Annotated in this window: 17 protein-coding genes and 1 pseudogene; 8 read left to right on the top strand and 10 right to left on the bottom strand. The window is 67.6% G+C overall.

Translation table 11 applies throughout. The features are described from left to right. Positions 1-9 precede the first annotated feature (9 nt). Both LL236_RS09585 and LL236_RS09580 read right to left on the bottom strand, forming a co-directional pair. Positions 10-2,514, bottom strand: coding sequence for a glycogen/starch/alpha-glucan phosphorylase (locus LL236_RS09585; RefSeq protein WP_228178524.1), 2,505 nt, complete (start codon positions 2,512-2,514; stop codon positions 10-12). 126 nt (positions 2,515-2,640) lie between these two features. Continuing rightward, entirely contained in the window at positions 2,641-3,558 is a 918-nt protein-coding gene (locus LL236_RS09580; RefSeq protein WP_228178523.1) for a phosphatase PAP2 family protein, read from the bottom strand. A 141-nt stretch (positions 3,559-3,699) separates the two neighbouring features. Between LL236_RS09580 and LL236_RS09575 the strand changes: the two genes are divergently transcribed. From LL236_RS09575 to LL236_RS09565, 3 genes are all read left to right on the top strand, one after another. After that, on the top strand, positions 3,700-4,431 hold the full coding sequence (locus LL236_RS09575) for a glutamine amidotransferase (protein WP_228178522.1): 732 nt from the start codon (positions 3,700-3,702) through the stop codon (positions 4,429-4,431). A gap of 115 nt (positions 4,432-4,546) precedes the next feature. Continuing rightward, positions 4,547-4,855, top strand: a complete 309-nt coding sequence (locus tag LL236_RS09570) for an RBBP9/YdeN family alpha/beta hydrolase (protein ID WP_228178521.1) — start codon at positions 4,547-4,549, stop codon at positions 4,853-4,855. Continuing rightward, entirely contained in the window at positions 4,855-5,691 is an 837-nt protein-coding gene (locus LL236_RS09565; RefSeq protein WP_228178520.1) for a CoA transferase, read from the top strand. Before LL236_RS09570 ends, LL236_RS09565 begins: the two co-directional genes overlap by 1 nt. 244 nt (positions 5,692-5,935) lie before the next feature. Here the strand turns inward: LL236_RS09565 and LL236_RS09560 are convergent, their stop codons facing one another. The 5 genes from LL236_RS09560 to LL236_RS09540 all read right to left on the bottom strand — a co-directional run bounded on the left by LL236_RS09560 (position 5,936) and on the right by LL236_RS09540 (position 10,685). Next, positions 5,936-6,616: a GntR family transcriptional regulator gene (locus LL236_RS09560; protein ID WP_228178519.1), complete on the bottom strand. Its 681-nt coding sequence runs from the start codon at positions 6,614-6,616 to the stop codon at positions 5,936-5,938. Next, a complete protein-coding gene (locus LL236_RS09555; protein WP_228178518.1) occupies positions 6,597-7,526 on the bottom strand; it encodes a DMT family transporter in 930 nt (309 codons plus the stop codon). The genes LL236_RS09560 and LL236_RS09555 overlap by 20 nt, the downstream gene beginning before the upstream one ends. Before the next feature lie 76 nt (positions 7,527-7,602). Continuing rightward, positions 7,603-9,375, bottom strand: coding sequence for a hypothetical protein (locus tag LL236_RS09550; RefSeq protein ID WP_228178517.1), 1,773 nt, complete (start codon positions 9,373-9,375; stop codon positions 7,603-7,605). 43 nt (positions 9,376-9,418) lie between these two features. Beyond that, entirely contained in the window at positions 9,419-9,832 is a 414-nt protein-coding gene (locus LL236_RS09545; RefSeq protein WP_228178516.1) for a ribosomal maturation YjgA family protein, read from the bottom strand. A gap of 61 nt (positions 9,833-9,893) precedes the next feature. Beyond that, a complete protein-coding gene (locus LL236_RS09540; RefSeq protein ID WP_228178515.1) occupies positions 9,894-10,685 on the bottom strand; it encodes an SDR family NAD(P)-dependent oxidoreductase in 792 nt (263 codons plus the stop codon). A gap of 114 nt (positions 10,686-10,799) precedes the next feature. Here LL236_RS09540 and LL236_RS09535 point away from each other — a divergent pair, with 114 nt between their 5' ends. After that, the gene (locus LL236_RS09535) at positions 10,800-11,267 is read left to right on the top strand and encodes a MarR family winged helix-turn-helix transcriptional regulator (protein ID WP_228178514.1); all 468 of its coding nucleotides are present in this window, start codon (positions 10,800-10,802) and stop codon (positions 11,265-11,267) included. A gap of 43 nt (positions 11,268-11,310) precedes the next feature. Then, complete coding sequence (locus tag LL236_RS09530) at positions 11,311-12,003, top strand: HEAT repeat domain-containing protein (protein ID WP_228178513.1); 693 nt, start codon at positions 11,311-11,313, stop codon at positions 12,001-12,003. Between the two features lie 28 nt (positions 12,004-12,031). On the opposite strand, the gene LL236_RS09525 is transcribed toward LL236_RS09530, so the two are convergent. Then, positions 12,032-13,627 carry a bifunctional NAD(P)/FAD-dependent oxidoreductase/class I SAM-dependent methyltransferase gene (locus LL236_RS09525; RefSeq protein WP_228178512.1) on the bottom strand — a complete coding sequence of 532 codons (1,596 nt, stop codon included), beginning with the start codon at positions 13,625-13,627 and terminating at the stop codon, positions 12,032-12,034. A gap of 76 nt (positions 13,628-13,703) precedes the next feature. On the opposite strand from LL236_RS09525, the gene LL236_RS09520 reads away from it, so the two are divergent. Together LL236_RS09520 and LL236_RS09515 are read left to right on the top strand one after the other, a co-directional pair. After that, a complete protein-coding gene (locus tag LL236_RS09520) occupies positions 13,704-14,258 on the top strand; it encodes a helix-turn-helix domain-containing protein (RefSeq protein ID WP_228178511.1) in 555 nt (184 codons plus the stop codon). Between the two features lie 77 nt (positions 14,259-14,335). Further along, positions 14,336-16,078: a DEAD/DEAH box helicase gene (locus tag LL236_RS09515; protein WP_228178510.1), complete on the top strand. Its 1,743-nt coding sequence runs from the start codon at positions 14,336-14,338 to the stop codon at positions 16,076-16,078. Between the two features lie 39 nt (positions 16,079-16,117). Here the strand turns inward: LL236_RS09515 and LL236_RS09510 are convergent, their stop codons facing one another. Beyond that, positions 16,118-17,029 (bottom strand): L,D-transpeptidase, encoded by a 912-nt coding sequence (locus tag LL236_RS09510; RefSeq protein WP_228178509.1) that lies wholly within the window; start codon positions 17,027-17,029, stop codon positions 16,118-16,120. Between the two features lie 162 nt (positions 17,030-17,191). Here LL236_RS09510 and LL236_RS09505 point away from each other — a divergent pair. Further along, positions 17,192-18,442: pseudogene (locus LL236_RS09505) on the top strand (IS256 family transposase). Positions 18,443-18,798: 356 nt separating this feature from the next. Here LL236_RS09505 and LL236_RS09500 read toward each other — a convergent pair. After that, positions 18,799-20,013 carry an IS256 family transposase gene (locus LL236_RS09500; RefSeq protein WP_374198027.1) on the bottom strand — a complete coding sequence of 405 codons (1,215 nt, stop codon included), beginning with the start codon at positions 20,011-20,013 and terminating at the stop codon, positions 18,799-18,801. Between the last annotated feature and the right edge of the window lie 101 nt (positions 20,014-20,114).

Genomic DNA, 20,114 nt, shown 5'->3' with positions numbered 1-20,114 from the left:
GCGAACTCGTCAGAGCAGCGGGCGGGCGTGCCAGATGCGGTCGAGGTAGTCGCGCATCGAGCGGTCGGATGAGAAGAACCCGCAGCGGGCGATGTTGAGGATCGCCGATCGGGTCCAGGCATCCTGGTCCGCATATGCCAGGTCAACCTGCGCCTGCGCCTCGATGTATGAGGCGTAGTCGGCGAGCACCATGAACCGGTCGTCGTAGAGCAGATTCGACACGATCGGCTCGAAGACCGTGCGGTCACCGCCCGAGAACGCGCCCGAGGCAATGAGGTCCATGGCGGCGCGCAGCTGCGGGTCGGCCTGGTAGAAGTCGGCCGGCTTGTAACCCTTCGCCCACAGCGCCTCGACCTCGGGCTCGGTCATGCCGAACAGGAAGAAGTTGTCGTCGCCGACAAGCTGGCGGATCTCGACGTTCGCGCCGTCGTCGGTGCCGATCGTCAGCGCACCGTTCAAGGCGAGCTTCATATTCCCCGTACCGGATGCTTCCTTGCCGGCGAGCGAGATCTGCTCCGACAGGTCGGCGGCCGGGATGATGCTCTCGGCGAGGGTCACGTTGTAGTTCGGCGGGAAGACGACCTTCAGGCGCCCCTCGACCCGCGGATCGTTGTTCACGACCGACGCGACCGAGTTGATGAGGTGGATGATGCGCTTGGCCATCGCGTACCCCGGAGCAGCCTTGGCCCCGAAGATGAAGGTACGGGGCTGGATGTCGGCAGCGGCGACCTTGCCCGAGACGATGCGCTCGTACTCGGTGACAATGTGCAGCACCTTCAGGGTCTGGCGCTTGTACTCGTGGAGGCGCTTGACCATGACATCCAGCAGGTGGGTGTCATCGATCGTGACACCGTCACGGCGCTCCAGCACATCGCTGAGGTGCCGCTTGTTGGCTGCCTTGACGGCGGCGAACCGCTCCCGGAATTCGGCGTCTTCGGCGAGCGCCTCTAGCCCCCGGAGCCGCTCGAGGTCGACGGTCCAGCCCGCGCCGAGCGCCTCAGTGATGAGGCTCGCAAGCGACGGGTTCGCGAGACGGATGAAGCGGCGTGGCGTGACACCGTTGGTGACGTTCGTGAACTTGTCGGGGTACATCTCGGCGAACTCGTGCAGCACCTTGTCGCGAAGCAGCTGCGAGTGGAGTTCGGCGACGCCGTTGACCTTGGCGCCGGCGACCGTGGCAAGGTAGGCCATCCGCACCGAGCGGTACGGGTGCTCGCCGATGATCGACATGTTGCGCAGGCGCATCATGTCGTCACCGAAGCGCTCGCGCACCTCATCGAGGAAGTCGTCGTTTATGCGATAGATGATCTCGAGGTGGCGCGGCAGCAGCCGGCCGAGCAGGTCCACCGACCAGACTTCGAGGGCTTCGGGCAGCAGCGTGTGGCAGGTGTAGGCGAAGCACTTCTGCGTGATCGCCCACGCGTCGTCCCACTCCATGCCGCGCTCGTCGACCAGCACGCGCATGAGCTCGGGCACGCCGATGACCGGATGCGTGTCGTTGAGTTGGAAGATCACGCGGTCGGGAAGCTTCTCAAGGTCGAAGCCCTCGGGGAGCACGCGGTCGAGGAAGTCGTTGATGGATGCCGCGACGAAGAAGTACTGCTGCTGCAGGCGCAGCTCCTTGCCCTGGGGCGTCGAGTCCTCGGGGTAGAGCACCTTGGAAATGTTCTCGGCGAAGGTCTGGGCGCGCACCGACTCCTCATAGTCGCCGGAGTTGAAGATGCGCAGATCGAAGGCGTTGGTCGCCGCCGCGCGCCACAACCGCAGGGTGTTGACCCGGCCGTTGTGATACCCGGGAACCATCATGTTGTAGGGCACCGCGAGCACGTTCCAGTCCGGAATCCAGCGCGTACGCTCCACACCGTTGTCGTCATAGGTCTCGGTGCGACCGCCGAACGAGATCGTCTGGGCGGCTTCGGGGTGGGGGAACTCCCACGGCGAGCCCATGCGAAGCCAGGCATCCGGCTGTTCGACCTGCTGGCCGTCGACGAAGGTCTGCCGGAAGATCCCGTACTCGTAGCGGATGCCGTACCCGATCGTCGGCACGCTCATGGTGGCCAGCGAATCGATGAAGCACGCAGCGAGGCGCCCCAGACCACCGTTGCCGAGGCCCGGTTCGACCTCGACCTCGCGCATGTCGTCCATCGAGATGCCGCACTGCGCGAGGGCATCCGTCGCGATCTCGCCCAGCCGCGCCGCGAGCAGATTGTTGTCGAGCTGCTTGCCCAGCAGGTACTCCGCCGACAGGTAGCAGACGGTCTTCGCCTGCTGCTCGCGTTGCCGGGTCTGGTCCTCGAGCCAGCGGGCCATGAGGTAGTCGCGAACAGTCCCGGCGAGCGCCAGGTACTGGTCGTTGGCATCGGATGCCGACAGTGAAACGCCCTGATCGAAGTTCAGGTTCGCGAGGAACTGCTTGACGAATCCGTCAACCGACGCAGGCGGTGCGATGACGGGAGCAAGGGCCAGGGGATGCGTGGGACGCAGGGTCGCGTCGGAGTTCTGTGTGTCGGGCACGACACGAAGATACCGAGTCGCACGGAGCGATTCATCCTCGGCCGCGAATCGCCACGGGAGGTTTACACACTCGTCACGAAGCTGCCCGCAGCCGGCGAGGCGCGGCCGGACGTTCGGGAAGCGACTCTAGGCCGGCTTCGCGGCATCCGGAACGTCCAGCCCCCGCCAGGTTGCCCAGAAACCCAGCGCGGCAAAGACCGAGCCCGTTGCAGCGAGCAGCTGCGCCGACGCGTAGGCGTGGAACTGCCCCGTCGAGCTCTGCAGCCCGAAAGCGATGGCCAGGATGCCGAATACCAACCCCGCGATCAGACCGATGCTCGCGAGAGTGGCGGCGACGATGACGTAGACGCGCCGACCACGGAACTCTCCGCCGCCCGCGTACTGCTTCACCCGCTCGGACCTCAGGAGCCAGAGCGAGGCAAGGCTGCCGAGGTACAGCGCGAGCATGTCTGCCGCCAGAGTGTCGGAGAGCCTGTGCCAGTGCACGGTGACCGTCAGCGCACCGATCAACCCGGCCCAGGTCATGACGATGCCCATCGCCAGGCCCCGCCACCGGAACGGAACCACGATGATCATCGCGACGATCAGGGTCATCGCGATCGTGGTGTGACCACTCGGGAAACTGTTGTGACCCGCACCGAAGTCCGCCGGGGCGAGGTCGGGACGCCACAGAATGAAGCGCTTGAGCGCCTCAGACAGCAGCACCCCGACGACGATCACGGCCATCCCCGCCAGGGCCGTGCACACCTGCCGCCGCGCGAATCCGATGATGCCGACCACGAGCACGGCAATGGCGAGCGACCACGTCTGGATCAGATCGAGATTGTCGTCGGCATCCGTCGCTTCCCAGGGCAGAACCTGGCCCGAGCCCGCGATAGCCGCGTTCTCCCACTCCTGCCCCCACACCGTCAACACGGCGATCACGTACACGACGATGAAGCCGACAACGCATGCGGCAGCGAGAATCACCCACCGCCTCGCGGCGCTCGATAGCGCTGAAGCGGATGTGTTCTCGCGCGGACCTGCCTGTTTCGCACTGCTCACGGCCTACTGCCCCCTTTGCCGTTGGTCGTTTCGCCGTAACAGCAGCGGTCTCGGTGACGGCGCGACGGCACCGAAACCGAATGTTCGCGGCGCGTGCCGATTGCAGGATGAACGGGCGTTCGGGGCGCTTAAGCTGAGCGGATGAAGCCGTTCATCCTGCTGGCGACCCGCGCGGAGGACGGTCCGGCCGATGAAGAGTACGAGCTTTTCCTGCGCTACACCGGTCTCACGGAGTCTGAGCTGCGACGGGTGCGGCTCGAGGCAGGCCCGATGCCCGAGCTCGACCTCGATGACCTGTCGGGGATCTTCGTCGGCGGCGGACCGTTCAACGCGTCGGATCCGCCCGAGCAGAAATCCGCCGTGCAGCGGCGCGTCGAGGCAGAGTTCGATGCGCTCCTCGACCAGGTCGTCGCGCGCGACTTCCCGTTCCTGGGCGCCTGTTACGGCGTGGGAACGGTCGGCGCCCACCAGGGTGCCATCATCGACCGCACCTACGGTGAGCCGGTCGGCGTGGTGGAGGTGTCGCTGACGGATGCCGGGATCACCGACCCCCTGCTGGCCGGCATCCCTCCGCGCTTCGATGCTTTCGTCGGGCACAAGGAGGCGATGCGCTCGCTCCCCTCCTCGGCGACGCTGCTCGCCTCCTCCACCACCTGCCCCGTGCAGATGTTCCGCGTGCGCGAGAACATCTATGCGACGCAGTTCCACCCGGAGCTCGATGTCAACGGCATCACCGCGCGCATCCACGCATACACGGATTACGGGTACTTCGCGCCGACCGAGGTGCACGTTCCCCTCGCCGCCGTCCGTGAACGCGAGGTGCTGCATCCAAGCCGGATGCTCCGCACCTTCGTGGATCGCTACGCCCGCTGACCGGTCGTTTGCGACGGGCCAGCAAACGCACATTGGCTCTTCTGGCCGGCGACTCGCGCCCGATGTGATGGAGACAATCGGGTGCGAGTACGAGTGGGAACGGAGGAGGAGTGCGATGCAGGATGCTTCGGTCGTCGTTGTCCCGGGGCTCGGTGGTTCATCCCCCGGCCACTGGCAGTCGATCTGGCAAGCGCAGCATCCGGCCTGGGTGCGCAGCACTCCGGCATCCTGGGACGAACCCGACTCCGACGACTGGGACCGTGCCGTCGGCACTGCAGTGCAGGAAGCTGGCGAGCCGGTGGTGCTCGTCGCGCACGATGTTGGCGACGCCGGACACATCAATGTCCTCAGCGGCCACGGCCCGTGGCCGGAGGGACTCGACCTGCTCCGCGGATTCATCCGTGACCTCGAGGGAGGACGTTGATGTCAGCATCGTTCGAGCAGCTCGCCTCGGAACTCGTCTCGGCGGCGACCGGCCGCACCGAGCTGGTCGCCGCGCTGCGGCCGCCGGCGGGTCCGGTGACGTTGCCGTCGCCTCTCCCCGTCGCCCGGCTCGCCGCCACAGCGGTCGGGGCCGCATCGGTTGCCGCCGCCTCCCTGGCGTACGCACGCAGCACTGGCCGCGAGGTCGACGTGGCGAGCCTCATCCCGGTCGTTCTCGACGGACCTCGCGTGACTGCTGCCTACCGCAGCGAGCAAGTCTTCACCTGGAACGGCGAGAGACCGGATGCCTGGGCCCCGGCATCCGGGTTCTTCGAGACCGCCGACGGGTGGGTCAGAACCCACGGCAACTATCCGCACCACGCGGCGGCGCTCCGTCGGATGCTGGGGCTCGGAGACGACGCGGGCAAGGAGGCGATCGCCGCTGCACTGCGTACCGCGACGGGTGCGCACTGGGAAGACCGCGCTGCCGCTGAAGGAGCGATCGTCGGCCGGGTTCGGACAGTGCAGGAGTGGCGAACGCATCCGCACGCCGACGCCGTGCGCGCCTACCCGCTCGTGCGCCGTGACGTGGCGGACCCTGGCGCATCGCCGCTGACGGAGCCGGCATCGTCACTGCCCCTCGCGGGCGTCCGGGTGCTCGACCTCACGCGGGTGATCGCCGGACCTGTCTCGACCCGCACCCTCGCACTGTTCGGGGCGGACGTGCTGCGCATCGACAGTCCCCGCCTTCCCGAGATCGACTGGCAGTTCCTGGACACCGGCCAGGGGAAGCGCTCGACCACACAGCCGGCTACCTGCTCGCGGCATCCGTCATGAGTGCGCTGGAGCTCCGTCACCTCACCGGCGCGGTGTCGCACGTCGGCATCTCGCTCGCCCGGGTGGCGCTGACCCTCCTCGACGGACCGCGCTCGTCGGTCCCGGCACCCACCCCGACCCCGGACGAGACCTGGCGCGAGCAGACTGTCGATCTCGCCGTGGCGGGAGGGGGAAGCCTCCACTGCGCCGCGCCCGCGCCGGTCTGGAACGGGAGCGCAATGGCGTACCCCGCGACGATCGTCCGCTACGGCTCGTCGGTGGCCGCCTGGCAGCGGGCGGCGCGGATGAGGTCGGCCGAGTGCGCCAGATGTGCCCGGACCGCGTCCCCTCCTTCGCGCTGAATCTCGTCAAGATAACCAGTGTGCTCCCGGGCGAGCGAGCCCGCCGGATAGTCCGGCCTGACGTGCGTGAGGAGCAACAGGATCTCGGACTCCAGCTGCCGATGGGCCTGCGCAATCCGTGGACTTGCCGCTGCCTCCACGATGAGACGGTGCACCTCGGCGTGCGCCCGCGTTGTTGCGAGCCAGTCTCCTGATGCCTCGGCCAGCGCGAGCCGGTCGATCGCCTCTTTCACGGGACGCGTGACAGCAGCCGGCCACGGCGTGCCGTGCTTGGCGCTCACCTGGCGAACGGCTTCCGCCTCGAGCGCACCGCGCAGCTCCTGGAGCGCTTCGACCGCATCGTCGTCGAGGTTGGCGACGCGGGCTCCTCGGTAGGGCGCAATCGTCACGAGCCGCTCTGCCGCGAGCGCCTGAAGTGCGGCGCGCACGGTGTGTCGAGACGCAGCGTGCTCCGCGGCGAGGCGCTCTTCCCGAAGCGGAGCGTCTAGACCCAGCTCGCCGGACAGGATGCTGGCGCGCAGCGCGTCCGCAAGCGCTGCCGCGTGGGTCGGACCGGGTTCGCTCTCACGCCGGCGCGGAGACATCCGTCTTCTCCTTCCGGGCGGTCGGCAGTGAGAGCACCACGAGCCCGAGGGCGAGCACGACAAGACCGATCGCCGACGCCACCGTGAGGTGCTCGTGAAGCACCCAGACGCCGAGCAGCGTCGCACCGAGCGGCTCCGCGAGCGTGAGCGTCGCAACCGTGGTCGGGGCGAGCCGCCGCAGACCCCATCCGAAGAGCAGATACGCGACCGCAGTCGTGACGACGCCGAGCCAGAGTGCGAGCGCGAGACCCGCGGGGGTGACCAGCCACCCGGGCGAACTCGCAAGAAGAAGCGGCAGGCTCACGACCGCTGCCACTCCGAACACGGCGCCCATCGCGGTCTGGAAACTCCAGCCGCGGTCCATCAGCAGCTTGCTGGCCAGCGCATAGAGCGCATACGAAGCGCCCGCGGCAAGCGAGGCAAGAACTCCCAGCGGCCCGACGCCCGCGGCTCCTGCGCCGCCGACCAGACCCGAGACGAGAACGACGCCGACCAGCGCGATGGCGGTCGCGACGCCCCAGCGCAGGCTCGGCATTCGCCGACGGATGAGGGCATCGAGGATGCCGGTCACGATCGGCGCCGATCCCAACGCGATGACCGTACCGACCGCTACCCCATTCAGGCGTGTGCCAGCGAAGAACGTTGGCTGGTAGGCCAGCACGCCGATCGCCCCGACCGTGACGATGACCCAGGTAGGCGCCCTACGAGCTACGGCCGCTTCGGCTGACGGCGCAGCGCGCGGCATCAGTGGCCGCGTCACCAGGGCGATCGCGCCGAGAATCCCGCCCCCGATGAGGATGCGCGCAGCGCCGACCGAGAGCGGGGATGCATCGACATCCGCGAGCGCCTGCGCCGTTCCCGTGGTCGCGAAGCACAGCGCTGCCAGCACCACGGCGATCACTCCGGTCACCGCAGCATTGTTACACAATGTTCCCGGGTCCGCGGGGCAAAAGCCGACGGGCCTCCGAGCTGCCCGAACAGGGAAACTAGAAGCTCGCGGCAGAGGGCTCCGAAGAAACACCGGAGGGATCATCTGAGACGGGGGCGAGGAAGGATTCGAGCACGACATCATCGTCGGATTGGTATATCCGGGTGTCGGCGTTTCGCGTTCCGATTCCCGACGCCTGCTGCTCGGCCGCGGGAAGCCTGCCCGGCGAGACAATCCTGACCCGCACGCGACCGGTGTCTTCGGTCGCGAGCGTGACGACCGCGTGCCGGGCACCCGAGTGCTTGACCGCGTTGACGAACGCTTCCGTGACGATCTCGGCGGCGCGCTCATCCGTGTCGCGGTCGCGCAGCGCCGCCTGCGCATGAGCGGATGCGGTGTAGGCGATGTCGAGCACGGCCCGCCACGCCGAAATCACCCGACCGAGGGAACCGAGCGGACCGTGGCGCGACCCGCGCCCAACCTCGATGTCACTGACCGGACCCAGCATCCGCTCAAACGCGTCGTCAGTTCGCTCGCGGAACTGAGCAACCTCAGCGACGGTGGGCTGACGCTCGTCGGCGTGCGCGGCGAGTATGACGCACTGGCCCTGCACTCCCCCGTGCAGGATGCCTACAGCATGGCGAAGGGGATCCGATGCGCGCGCGCTCTCTGCAGCCACATCGCGTGCTGTGACCGCGAGAAGCTGCTGCGACTGTGTGGCGGCCAGGTGCGCGGAACGCAGCGCGTCGACGCAGACCGAGACCACGATCGCAAGGCCCGGGATCGTGATGATGCCGACCAAACCAACCATGCCGATGCTCGGCAACAACGCGAGTGACATCGCGGCGACGACAATGCCGGCGAGCGTCCACACCAGCAGGAACAAGATCGGGCGAGTGCGTGCGCCGGGCGCCGGAAGCAAGCGCCGAGTGGCCAGCCCCCCAGCGAGGTCTATCAGGACCAGACCGACCATTCCGAGCGCCGCCACCCCGACTCCGCCGTGCATAAGAGAGAACGGCAAGGTCGCACAGCCGTAGACCAGCGCGACCGCGAACCACGGCGGCGGCATGAGACGCTCCGAGACGCCGCGTCGGCGCTCGGCAGCGAGGGCGACGGGGCCGGATCCCGGCGCCGAAGTATCGACTGCGTCAGCGCGCGCCTCAAGCAGGTGACTTTCGGTGCGAACCTTCTCGGCGTAGGCGCGTACGGTCTCGAAGTCGACGGGACGGGCGAGCATGACGTTGCGGGAGGCCCGGAGCCGCTGTGCGGTAGCCGCGAGCACCTCATCAACCTCAGCTGCCTGGACCCGGGCCCGCTCCAGGCGTGCCCGCATCGGCGCGAGCGCGCGCTCGAGGCGTGCTCTAATCGCGCGCCGGCGGGCGTATTCAGACAGAGCGATGGCGACGAGGGAGAACATCGCGAGCCCTGACACGATATTCGTGATCACACGCGGCGCGAACGCTCCCGTCGTCCCGACATCCCACAGCCACAGACTCAGCGCGTCATTGAGCGGCGTGCGCACCACGCACAGAGCGAGGAGGGTCGTGAGTACGACGATGCCGCGGGCGGGCCGTGATCGCAGGCGCCTTTCGGCGATCGTTGCCGGCAGCGCGAGAGCCGCAAGCACCACCCACCCGAGGGCCCCAATGACGACTGCCTGCAGGTAGCCCTGGACGGATGCCCCGTGAACCGTGGGCACGCCGACGATGGCTGCAAGCACGAACGACAGCAGCGCGCTCCACCGATTGAAGAACGTGCCATCGGTGACGTCCCGCCACCAGATCGCGACGACACCTCGCACGCGCAACCGCTCCCACACCTTGATCACCACCGGCCCAGATTCAGACCACCGTACCGATCTCGGCTGGGAAGCGTCAGGGCCGGTGATCCCGCACGCGATGGATGACGGCATCCGTCGCCGTGACGATGACGATCGTCGCCCCGTACACGAGCAGATCACGCGGGTCGAAGACAGTGCCGAGGACGAGCATCGCCGGCGGAAACGCGGCGCCCGCCGCAAGCGGAACGCCGGTGAGCTGGAAGAGCTCGATGCCCACGCACCAGGCCAGTGCGATGGCACCGACAAGGAGCGGATGCCGCCGCGGGATGAGCAGGATGATGAACGCATAGACCGCCGCCGCGTAGAGGGCGTCACCGGCGATGTCGGTAGCTGCCATGTCGGGCAGCAGGAAGTGAACGCCGAGCCCTGCCGCGATAACCGCGCCTAGCGCCACACCTGCCGTGACGCGGCGGACGCCGGATCCACTGCGCCACCCCGCATCCGTCATGCTTCTACCGTAGGTATGACGGCTGGTGATTCGATGCGCTCAGGCGTGGGTAAGCCCGGTCTCACACGATGGTGGTGAGCACTCCACCATCGGCGCGGAGAGCTGCTCCGTTGGTTGCCGACGCGAGCGGGCTCGCGAGATACGTGACCAGCGCCGCGATCTCGGTCGGCTCGATGAACCGCTCGAGCAGGGTCGTCGCGTTCTGGCCGATCACGGCATCCTTCACCGCATCCATCGGCGCGCCCTGCGCCTGCGCGATCTGTTCGATGGCAGCTGCCACACCATCTGAATAGGTCGGGCCGCCGAGAACCGTGTTCACTGTCACGGCCGTGCTGCGCGTCCGCTTGGCCAGGCCGTTGGCGAGGGCGATCAGGGCGGCCTTCGTGACGCCGTAGTGGATCATGTCGGCGGGCACCGAGACGCCCGATTCGCTGCCGATGAAGACGATGCGGCCCCATCCGCGCTCAAGCATCCCGGGAAGCAGCGCCCGCGAGAGCCGAACGCCGCTCATGACGTTGACGTCGAAGTAGTGCTGCCACTGTGCGTCGTCGATCTCTTCGAAGGCGCCGAGACCGAACAGTCCCACGTTGTTGATCAGCACGTCGACCTCGCCGAGGCGCGCGATGAGGTCGGTGACCTGCGCAGGGTCTGCGAAGTCGGCGGCAATCCCTGAGACGTCAGCGCCGGGATGAGCGACGTGGAGCCTCGCCACGGCTTCTTCGACCCTCTCGGCGCTGCGGCCGTTGACGATAACCCGCACTCCCTCGGCGGCGAGCGCGTCCGCCACCGCGTAGCCGATTCCGCCGGTCGATCCGCTCACGAAGGCGCTCTTGCGGGTCAGTTGCAGGTCCATGGATGCTCCGTTCTGGCGTCCGTCGGGTGCAGGCTCGCCGATTGACTTGCTCAGGAAACTCAACCGTACGTCGAATGACTTTCCTGAGCAAGTCAATCGGGCTAGGCTCGATCCATGCCCCTCACTACTGCGCAACTCGCGACGTGGGCGTCGCTTGCCACCCTCGTGGAGCGCCTCCCCCGAGCCCTTGACGCGCAGCTGCAGGAGAGTTGCGGACTGACGCACTTCGAGTTCGGCTTGCTCTACGCCCTCGACGCGGCGCCCGAGCGGACACTGCGCCTCAGCACTCTGGCGGGCTACGCGAGTTCCACGCTTTCGCGCCTGTCCCGCGCGTTCACACGGCTGGAGCGACGCGGGCTCGTTCGGCGTGAGACGGATACGGCGGACGGACGGTTCACCCTCGGCATCCTGACCGCGGCCGGCCACAACCTCGTGGAGTCGGCGCTGCCCGATCATCACGATCTCGTTCGCGAGTTCGTGTTCGACACACTCAGCGACGAGGAGGCCGCACAGCTCGGTGAGATGAGTCGCCGGATCTCGCAGCGGATCGACCCGGCAGAAGTGTGGGCTCCGGCGCCCTAGTTCCGCGTATCCACCGGCCACCCCTGCGGCGAACTGTCGGGATATGACCGGCCGCACCCAGTGGACTGCTGCGTTGCGAGCGATGCCGACCCCGGAGTGGGCGGCCTACCTCTCGGAGCACTCGGGGCTTCCGGGACCGCGCGCCAACCTCGAGCTGGTCTCGGCGTATGTACCTCTGGCCGACGAGACCACCATCGACACGCTCCTGTCCACCGGCGACGAGTATCACGCGACGTGCGCTGCTGCCGCCCTCGGCGCGAGGGCCGAGGGCACGGCATCCGAGAAGCGAGCGCTGGAGCTTGCCGCCGACGCCCGGTGGCGCGTGCGCGAAGGAGTCGCGCTGGGCCTCCAGCTCCTGGGCGACACAAAGCCCGCGGCGCTCGCGTCGATCGTGGACGCGTGGGTCGACCACGCCCATCCCCTCGTGCAGCGCGCCGCCGTCGCGGCGATCTGCGAGCCGCGCCTGCTGCGGGATCCGCGGATGGCATCGCTCGCCCTGGATGCCTGCGAGCGCGCGACCCGGCATCTCGCGACTCGGGAGCCTGAGGAACGGAAGACCCCCGACTCCCGAACCCTACGCCTGGCGCTCGGCTACTGCTGGAGCGTGGCAGTTGCCGCCGACCCGACGCACGGTCTTCCCGCCTTCGCCGCGCTGGATACCGACGATCCGGATGTCGCGTGGATAGTGACCCAGAACAGCCGCAAGAAGCGCCTGTCCTGCCTGCTCGACAGCTGAGGCCGCGCCACCTTCCGCAGCGGGTCGGTCAGACGGTTCGCCCAGCCCGCAGCACGACGTCCTCGACGTGGTGGCCACTCACCGCTCCGGCAGGACGCGGCCGCTTCTCGTGCACCTCGATGCGCCACCCGGCATCGGCAGCGAGCGCTGCGACGATCTCGGTGACGCCGACGTAGGCATCCGGATCGAACATCGGAGTGTGCTCGGCGGGGTCGACCGCCTCCCGCGCCCATGCGGTGTCGTGTGCGACGACCAGCAGGGTGCCGCCCGGAGCCACGGCGTCGAGGAGGCTGCGCACTCCCCTGCCGTCTGGCGTGCGGGCGAACGACCCGTACTGCAGCGAAACGAGGTCGAATCTCTCGTCCCCGTAGGGACGGGCGCTGTTGGCATTCACGTGCCACGTGCGCACGGCAAGACCCCGGCGCCGCGCTTCGTGCTCGACGCGCGCGAGAGCACGGGAGGAGACATCGGATGCCGTGACGCGCCATCCGTTCGCCGACAGCCACAGCGCGTCCGCGCCCTCGCCGGCGCCGACATCCAGCGCGGTTCCCGGAATGAGAGCGGATGCCTCGGCGACGAGTGTGCCGTTCGGATTCCCGCTCCACACTTGCTCGCCGCCGTAGCGACCGTCCCATTCGGTTTCGACGCCCGACGGGCGGTCACCGGCGGCCAGGTCCTCGTCGGCGAGGCTGAAAGCGATCTGCGCACCGACCATGCTGCCGTTCGCTGCGGCAGGAAGCACCTGCAGGCTCGGGTCGACGACGTTACCTGCCGCGAAAACGCCGTCCACCGCCGTTCGGCCTGTCGCGTCGGCCGTGAGCACCTCCCCGAACCCGGTCGCATGCGGAGTCGCTGCGAGCCCAAGGCCGCTCAGCGCTTCGACGCGGGCATGGAACCGGGCACCGACGAGCACGGCATCGGCGGCGATTCGGGTGCCGTCGGCGAGGTCTATGCCGAGCGCGCCGTCGGCATCCGTCACCCGGGTCGCGGGTGCGGCGATCACGGTGACACCTGATGCCTCAAGTCGCCGCACGGCCTCGGCATCCACCTCCACCCCATCGTGCAAGATCACAGTGAGACTGTCGGTCAGGTGGCGCATGAGCGGGGTCGGGTGCAGGGCGAGGGGGCTCGTCACGATCTGGACGACGCGCTGATCACGCACCTCCCAGCCGTGACAGAACGGACAGTGGATCACTTCGCGACCCCACCGCTCGGCCAGACCCTCAATCGGGGGCAGTTCGTCGGTGAGCCCGGATGCCACGAGCACGCGACGCGCGAGCAGGGCACCACCTCCGGAGAGTTCGACGCGGAACCGTTCGCCGTCGCGGCGAACATCGAGAACGCGACCCGAGAGGATCTCGCCGCCGTAGGAGCGGACTTCCTCTCGCCCGATCGCTCGGAGCTGTTCCGGCGATGCGCCTTCGCGCCCGAGGTAACTGTGCATGTGCTCGGCCGGCGCGTTGCGCGGTGTGCCGTCGTCGACCAGGATCACCGAGCGGCGCTGGCGGACGAGCTGGAGTGCGCCAGCGAGCCCGGCAGCCGAGCCGCCGATGACGGACACATCGCACCGGCGGATCATCGCAGGTCCGTGAGAGTTGTGGTGAGACGAGTCGTGTTTGCCCATGCGTCGAGGGTAGGCCCGTCTGGCGAATAGTGGATGCTAGCTTGCAGTATTCGCAAGAGAGACGGATGCTGGACCCATGGCCAGTACCAATGTCGAGACCCTCGCACGGATGCGATTGCGCAGCATCCGCACCACGCTCGGGTATTCGCTCGACGAGATCGCCGATCGCAGCAACCTCAGTGCCTCGACGGTCAGCAGGATCGAGACCGGCAAGCGCGCGCTCAGTATCGACGTGCTGGTGCCGCTGGCAGAAGCACTGCAGGTGAGCGTCGACGACCTACTGCGCGCCGCGGACGACGACGACGTCGTCATCCGTCCCACTCAGCACACCAACGGAGCGCGCACGACCTGGGCACTCAACCGCGTCGACGGGCGCACGATGGCGATGAAGATGCGCCTGGAACCCGAGCGCGAGATCCCGGCGACCCGCGTGCATCCGGGTTTCGACTGGTTCCTCGTGCTCGAGGGGCGCGTGCTCCTGCAGCTCGGCGGGCGGCACATCGAGGTCGCGCAGGGCGAGGCTGCGGAGTTCTCGACGATGACCCCGCACGCTATCAGCGCGATCAACGACCCGGCGGAGCTCGTCATGGTCTTCGATCGCGAGGGCCAGCGTGCGCACCTGCACACCTGAGACGCGGTGACGGGCACGCGCAGCCGCGCGCGGATGCGGAATCGCGCCGAACCCACGGAGCGACTAGCGTCACACCCATGGCCTCTTCCCTCGAGAACGCGACCGACGAGGCCGAACCCCTCGCATCCGAACCCACCTTTGCCCAGCTCGGTCTCGACCATGCGGTCATGAAGGCGCTGGAGGATGTCGGATACGAGACGCCGTCGGCCATCCAAGCTGCGACGATCCCTCCCCTGCTCGCCGGACGAGACGTCGTCGGTCTCGCTCAGACGGGGACGGGAAAGACTGCAGCGTTCGCGCTACCGATCCTCTCCCGCCTGGACCTGTCGCAGAAGACCCCGCAGGCGCTCGTGCTCGCCCCCACCCGCGAGCTCGCCCTGCAGGTGTGCGAGGCGTTCGAGAAGTACGCATCGCACCTGCGCGGCGTACACGTCCTTCCCGTCTACGGCGGTCAGGGCTACGGTCAGCAACTCTCGGCACTGCGCCGCGGCGTGCACATCGTCGTCGGCACCCCCGGCCGCATCATGGACCACCTCGACAAGGGCACGCTCGACCTGTCGGAGCTGAAGTACCTGGTGCTCGATGAGGCCGACGAGATGCTCAAGATGGGTTTCGCCGAGGATGTCGAGTCGATCCTGGCCGACACCCCCGCTACGAAACAGGTAGCCCTGTTCTCAGCTACCATGCCGGCGCAGATCCGGCGCATCTCGGCACAGTATCTGAGCGACCCCGAAGAGATCACGGTCAAGAGCAAGACAACGACTTCGGCCAACATCTCGCAGCGGTACCTGATGGTGTCGTACCCGCAGAAGCTGGATGCGCTCACGCGCATCCTCGAGGTCGAGAACTTCGAGGGCATGATCGTCTTCACGCGCACCAAGAACGAGACCGAGACCCTCGCTGAGAAGCTGCGCGCCCGCGGATACGCGGCCGCCGCGATCAGCGGCGACGTCGCCCAGGCGCAGCGCGAGCGCACGGTGAACCAGCTCAAGAGCGGCAAGCTCGACATCCTTGTCGCCACGGATGTCGCGGCCCGCGGTCTCGACGTCGACCGCATCAGCCACGTCGTCAACTATGACCTGCCCATCGACACCGAGTCGTATGTCCACCGCGTCGGACGCACGGGACGCGCCGGTCGCACGGGCGCTGCGATCAGCTTCGTCACCCCGCGCGAGCGTCGAATGCTGACGGCGATCGAGAAAGCCACCCGGCAGCCGCTGACCGAGATGAAGCTGCCGAGCGTCGACGACGTCAACGCCACGCGACTCACGCGCTTCGACGATGCCATCACTACGGCGCTCGCCGATCCGGCTCAGATCGGCATCTTCCGCGACATCATCGCCCACTATGTCGAGCACCACGACGTGCCCGAGGCGGATGTCGCTGCAGCGCTCGCGATCGTCGCGCAGGGCGATACGCCTTTACTGCTCGAACCGGATGCCGCACCCGAGCCTCGGTTCTCGCGTGATTCGCAGGATCGACCCGAGCGTGGCGGGCGTGACCGTGGCGACCGCTCCGACCGCGGCCCGCGCAGCGGAGGCGGACCCCGAACGACCTACCGGATCTCCGTCGGCCGGCGCCACAAGGTTGAGCCGCGCCAGATCGTGGGAGCCCTTGCAAACGAGGGTGGCCTTCGCCGCGAGGACTTCGGCGCGATCCAGATCCGTCCCGACTTCTCACTTGTCGAGCTGCCCGCGGATCTCTCGCGTGACACCCTGAAGCGCCTCGAGAACACACGCATCAGCGGCAAGCTGATCGAGCTGAAGCCCGACCGGTTCGGCAACTCCGCGAAGCGCGAAGGCCGCCCGCCCCGCCGCTGACCCGGTGCGGCACCCGGCGTCGCGGCATCCGCGCGAGCGTCATTCTCGGATGATCACCGGAGTTCCGAGCGGCAGCGCGGCGAGCGCGTGGGCTGGGGCTTCGTCGACGCGCAGGCATCCGTTCGACACCCGGCCGGAACGTGTGTCGTGATAGTGAAAGGCGGTCACGGCGACATCGCCGCCGTCGAATCCGTCGAGAGTCGGACTCTGCACCGACAGGTAGGTGATCGGGTTCCCCCTCGTGTACGCGAAGCTCGGCTCGGTGCGCACCGTCATGATGAACGAACGACCGAGGGGCGTCGGCGTCGCCTCCACGCCGGACCCGAAGTCGGCGGCGATGCGCTGCCGCCCCTCCCCACGAACGATGTCGATGGTGCGGTCGCCGAGGGAGACCTCGACGACCGCCTCTTGCGCCGTAAACTCGACGTCCTGCGTCCGGAGCCATCCGGTGAGTTGCCCGGAGTTTCCCCCGGAGGGATAGGCCTGGCGGCCCACGAGCATGACCTTCACCCATGCGTCGTGCTGCTCGATCACCGGCACCACGGTGCCGTCGTAGTAGTAATCGCGCGGAAGCGACGCCACCGGAGCGCCACCGGGCTCGGCAAACACAGGGACCGCGGCGCCCGCCGCGCGAGCGGCGACCCCGGTCAGCCGGCCGAAAGGATCGTCGTCGACGGGCAGCTCGGGAACGATGGCGAAGACGGTGATCTCAGGGAGTCCGGCCAGGTCGTAGTCGGTCGTGTCAGCGGCGGGCCCGACCAGGGTGGGTGTCGGTGTCGCCGCGGGTTCGACTGTGGGCGTAGGCGTGGGCGTCGGCGCTGCCGCGAGCGGTTCGCCCCGCCCCGACGCGACGATCGATGCGGCGACGAGCGCCGCCGCGACGAGGACACCGGCGACAGCAAGCGCGATCCATCCCGCGTTTCGTCGGGTGAGCGTGCGCGTCGTGGCCATGCATCCATCGTCGGCGCTGACGAAGACCCCCACAAGCGCCGAAGTAGTGCCCCGTAGCGTGGTGTAGTTCGCGGTGGCCGGTCTCGTCGTAGAGATGGTGCGGTCACCGTGTAGTTCCCTTCGAGAAAAACCCTCACATCCCACTCGAAAGGCATCTTCACGATGACCGCAGCTCATATTGTCGACCCCGCTGGCCTGCTTCAGGAAGCGCTGGGCGACGCGTCTCCCGATCTGATGCGCAGGTTGCTGCAGACAACGATCAACGCGCTGCTGTCCGCCGACGCGGACGCCGTCGTCGGCGCGGAATGGGGCCAACGCTCCACCGACCGGGCGGCGCAGCGCAACGGCTAGCGGCACCGCGACCTCGACACCCGGGTTGGGACGATCGACGTCGCGATCCCCAAGCTGCGCTCCGGCACGTACTTCCCCGAATGGCTCCTCGAACGCCGCAAATGCGCCGAGTCGGCGCTGATCACGGTCGTCGCGGACTGCTACCTCGCTGGCGTCTCGACCCGCCGGATGGACAAGCTTGTGAAGACCCTTGGGATCCACAACCTGTCGAAGTCGCAGGTCTCACGGATGGCCGCGGATCTCGACGAGCACGTCGCCCAGTTCCGGCACCGACCCCTGGGGGTTTCGCGCCCGTTCACGTTCGTCGCCGCCGACGCGCTCACCATGAAAGTCCGTGAAGGCGGTCGGGTGATCAACGCCGTCGTGCTCGTCGCGACCGGCGTCAACGCCGACGGGCGCCGCGAAGTCCTCGGGCTCCGCGTCGCGACGTCCGAGACCGGGGCGGCCTGGAACTCGTTCTTCGCCGACCTCGTCGCCCGCGGCCTGGGCGGCGTCCGCCTGGTCACCTCCGACGCCCACGCAGGCCTGGTGGAGGCGATCGCGGCGAATCTGCCCGGCGCGGTCTGGCAACGCTGCCGCACCCATTACGCGGCCAACCTGATGAGCGTGACACCGAAGACTATGTGGCCGGCGGTGAAAGCGATGCTTCACTCCGTCTACGACCAACCCGACGCTGCCGCCGTGAACGCCCAGTTCGACCGGCTCCTGGACTACGTCAACGGGAAACTCCCCGACGCGCACGAGCACCTCGACACCCCCCGAGCTGACATCCTCGCGTTCACCGGGTTCCCCGAAGGGCTCTGGCAGCAGATCTGGTCCAACAACCCCAACGAGAGATTGAACCGGGCGATCCGTCGCCGCACCGACTCCGTCGGCATCTTCCCCAACCGCGGCGCGATCATCCGCCTCGTCGGCGCCGTCCTCACCGAGATCACCGACGAATGGGCCGAAGGCCGCCGCTACCTCGGGCTCGAGATCCTCGCGAAGTCCCGACTCACCCTCGTCGACAACACCGGCACGGAGAAGGTGAACACCGACAGCACCCTCGAGCTCACCGCCTGAACCATCAACAGATCGAAGGAACCCGAACTACACCACTCCCTGGGGCTTGACCTAGCGCGACAGCGATTGCGATCACGATGGCCACCACAACAGCGACAAGAGTCGCGGCAGGAGACCGCAAGATCATTGAGGTTCTCGAGCGCCACCATCGGGTCCCGGGTACTTCCGACAAGACTCTTTCCTCTCTGTAAGAACACCGCCGCCGGTGCTCCTCGCCACGCGACGTCCCCGCTAGGGCGCAATCCGAACCACCAGGATTCGCTGTGAACAGCCGTCCGGTTTCTGCAGGAGGGTGTCCCCCTGGCTGCGTCGCAGAAGGGTGTGTCCGATAAACGGTGGATCTGGTTTGGCGTTCATTAGTTGATTCGGCCTTCGAATGCGATCGCGAACGCGTTCAGCGCCGGCTTCCACCTCGTCGCCCAGCGTGCCCTGCCGCGCCCGGTCGGGTCAAGCGAGCGGGTCACGAGGTAGAGACATTTCAGCGCGGCGGCGTCGTTCGGGAAATGCCCGCGTGCCCGGACTGCTCTGCGGTACCGGGCGTTGAGTGACTCGATCGCGTTCGTGCTGCAGATGATCCGTCGGATTTCCACGTCCCAGTCCAGGAACGGCACGAACTCACTCCAGGCGTTCTGCCAGAGCTTGCTGATCGCCGGATACTGCTGACCCCATTTCGCGTCGAACTCCACGAATCGCTCACGAGCGGCCGCTTCGGTCGGCGCCGTGTAGACGGGGCGGAGGTCCTTGCCCATCTCTTCCCAGTAATGGCGAGACGCGAACCGGAACGTGTTGCGGATCAGATGGATGATGCAGGTCTGCACCGTCGCGAGCGGCCAGGCGGTGTTGATCGATTCCGGCAGACCCTTCAGCCCGTCACAGACGACGATGCAGACATCCTCGGCGCCACGGTTCTTGATCTCCGTCAACACGCCGAGCCAGAACTTCGCCCCCTCGCCGCCATCGCCGGCCCAGATGCCGAGGATGTCGCGTTCCCCGTTCACGGTCACGCCGACGGCGAGATAGAACGGTTTGTTGCGCACCTGGCCGTCTCGGACCTTCACCACCAGAGCATCAATGAACACCACAGGATAGACGCGATCCAGCGGACGGTTCTGCCATTCGGTCATCTCCTCGATGACCTTGTCGGTGATCCTCGAGATCGTGTCCTTCGACACCGACGCCCCGTAGACGTCGTCGAAGTGCGCGGCGACCTCCCCGGTCGTCAGCCCACGCGCGGTGAGCGAGAGCACGATCTCGTCGACCCCGGTCAACCGCCGCTGCCGCTTCTTGACGATCTTCGGCTCGAACGACCCCTCACGGTCTCTGGGAACGTCGATCTCGACGGGACCGACCTCCGTCAGCACCGTCTTCGATCGGATCCCGTTGCGAGCGTTCTCGGCGATCGTGTTGCCGTGCTTCTCGTAGCCAAGATGCTCGGTCATCTCCGCCTCGAGCGCTGTCTCCAGCACCCGCTTGGTGAGCCCGTTCAGCACCCCGTGGGGGCCGACGAGGTCGACACCCTGTTCCTTCGCTTGCTTCAGCAGCTGCTCCGCGAGCTGCTGCTCGTCGATGATCTCCCCCCGTCACAGGATCGATCATCTCGATGACATCGGTCATCGCCCTTCCTTTCGGTCAGGCCAGACCAGATCCACCGTTAATCAGACAGTCCCTCGCA

The sequence above is a fragment of the Microbacterium schleiferi genome, from assembly GCF_020781975.1.
Classification (GTDB): Bacteria; Actinomycetota; Actinomycetes; order Actinomycetales; family Microbacteriaceae; genus Microbacterium.
This window is presented reverse-complemented; position numbering and strand designations above follow the sequence as displayed.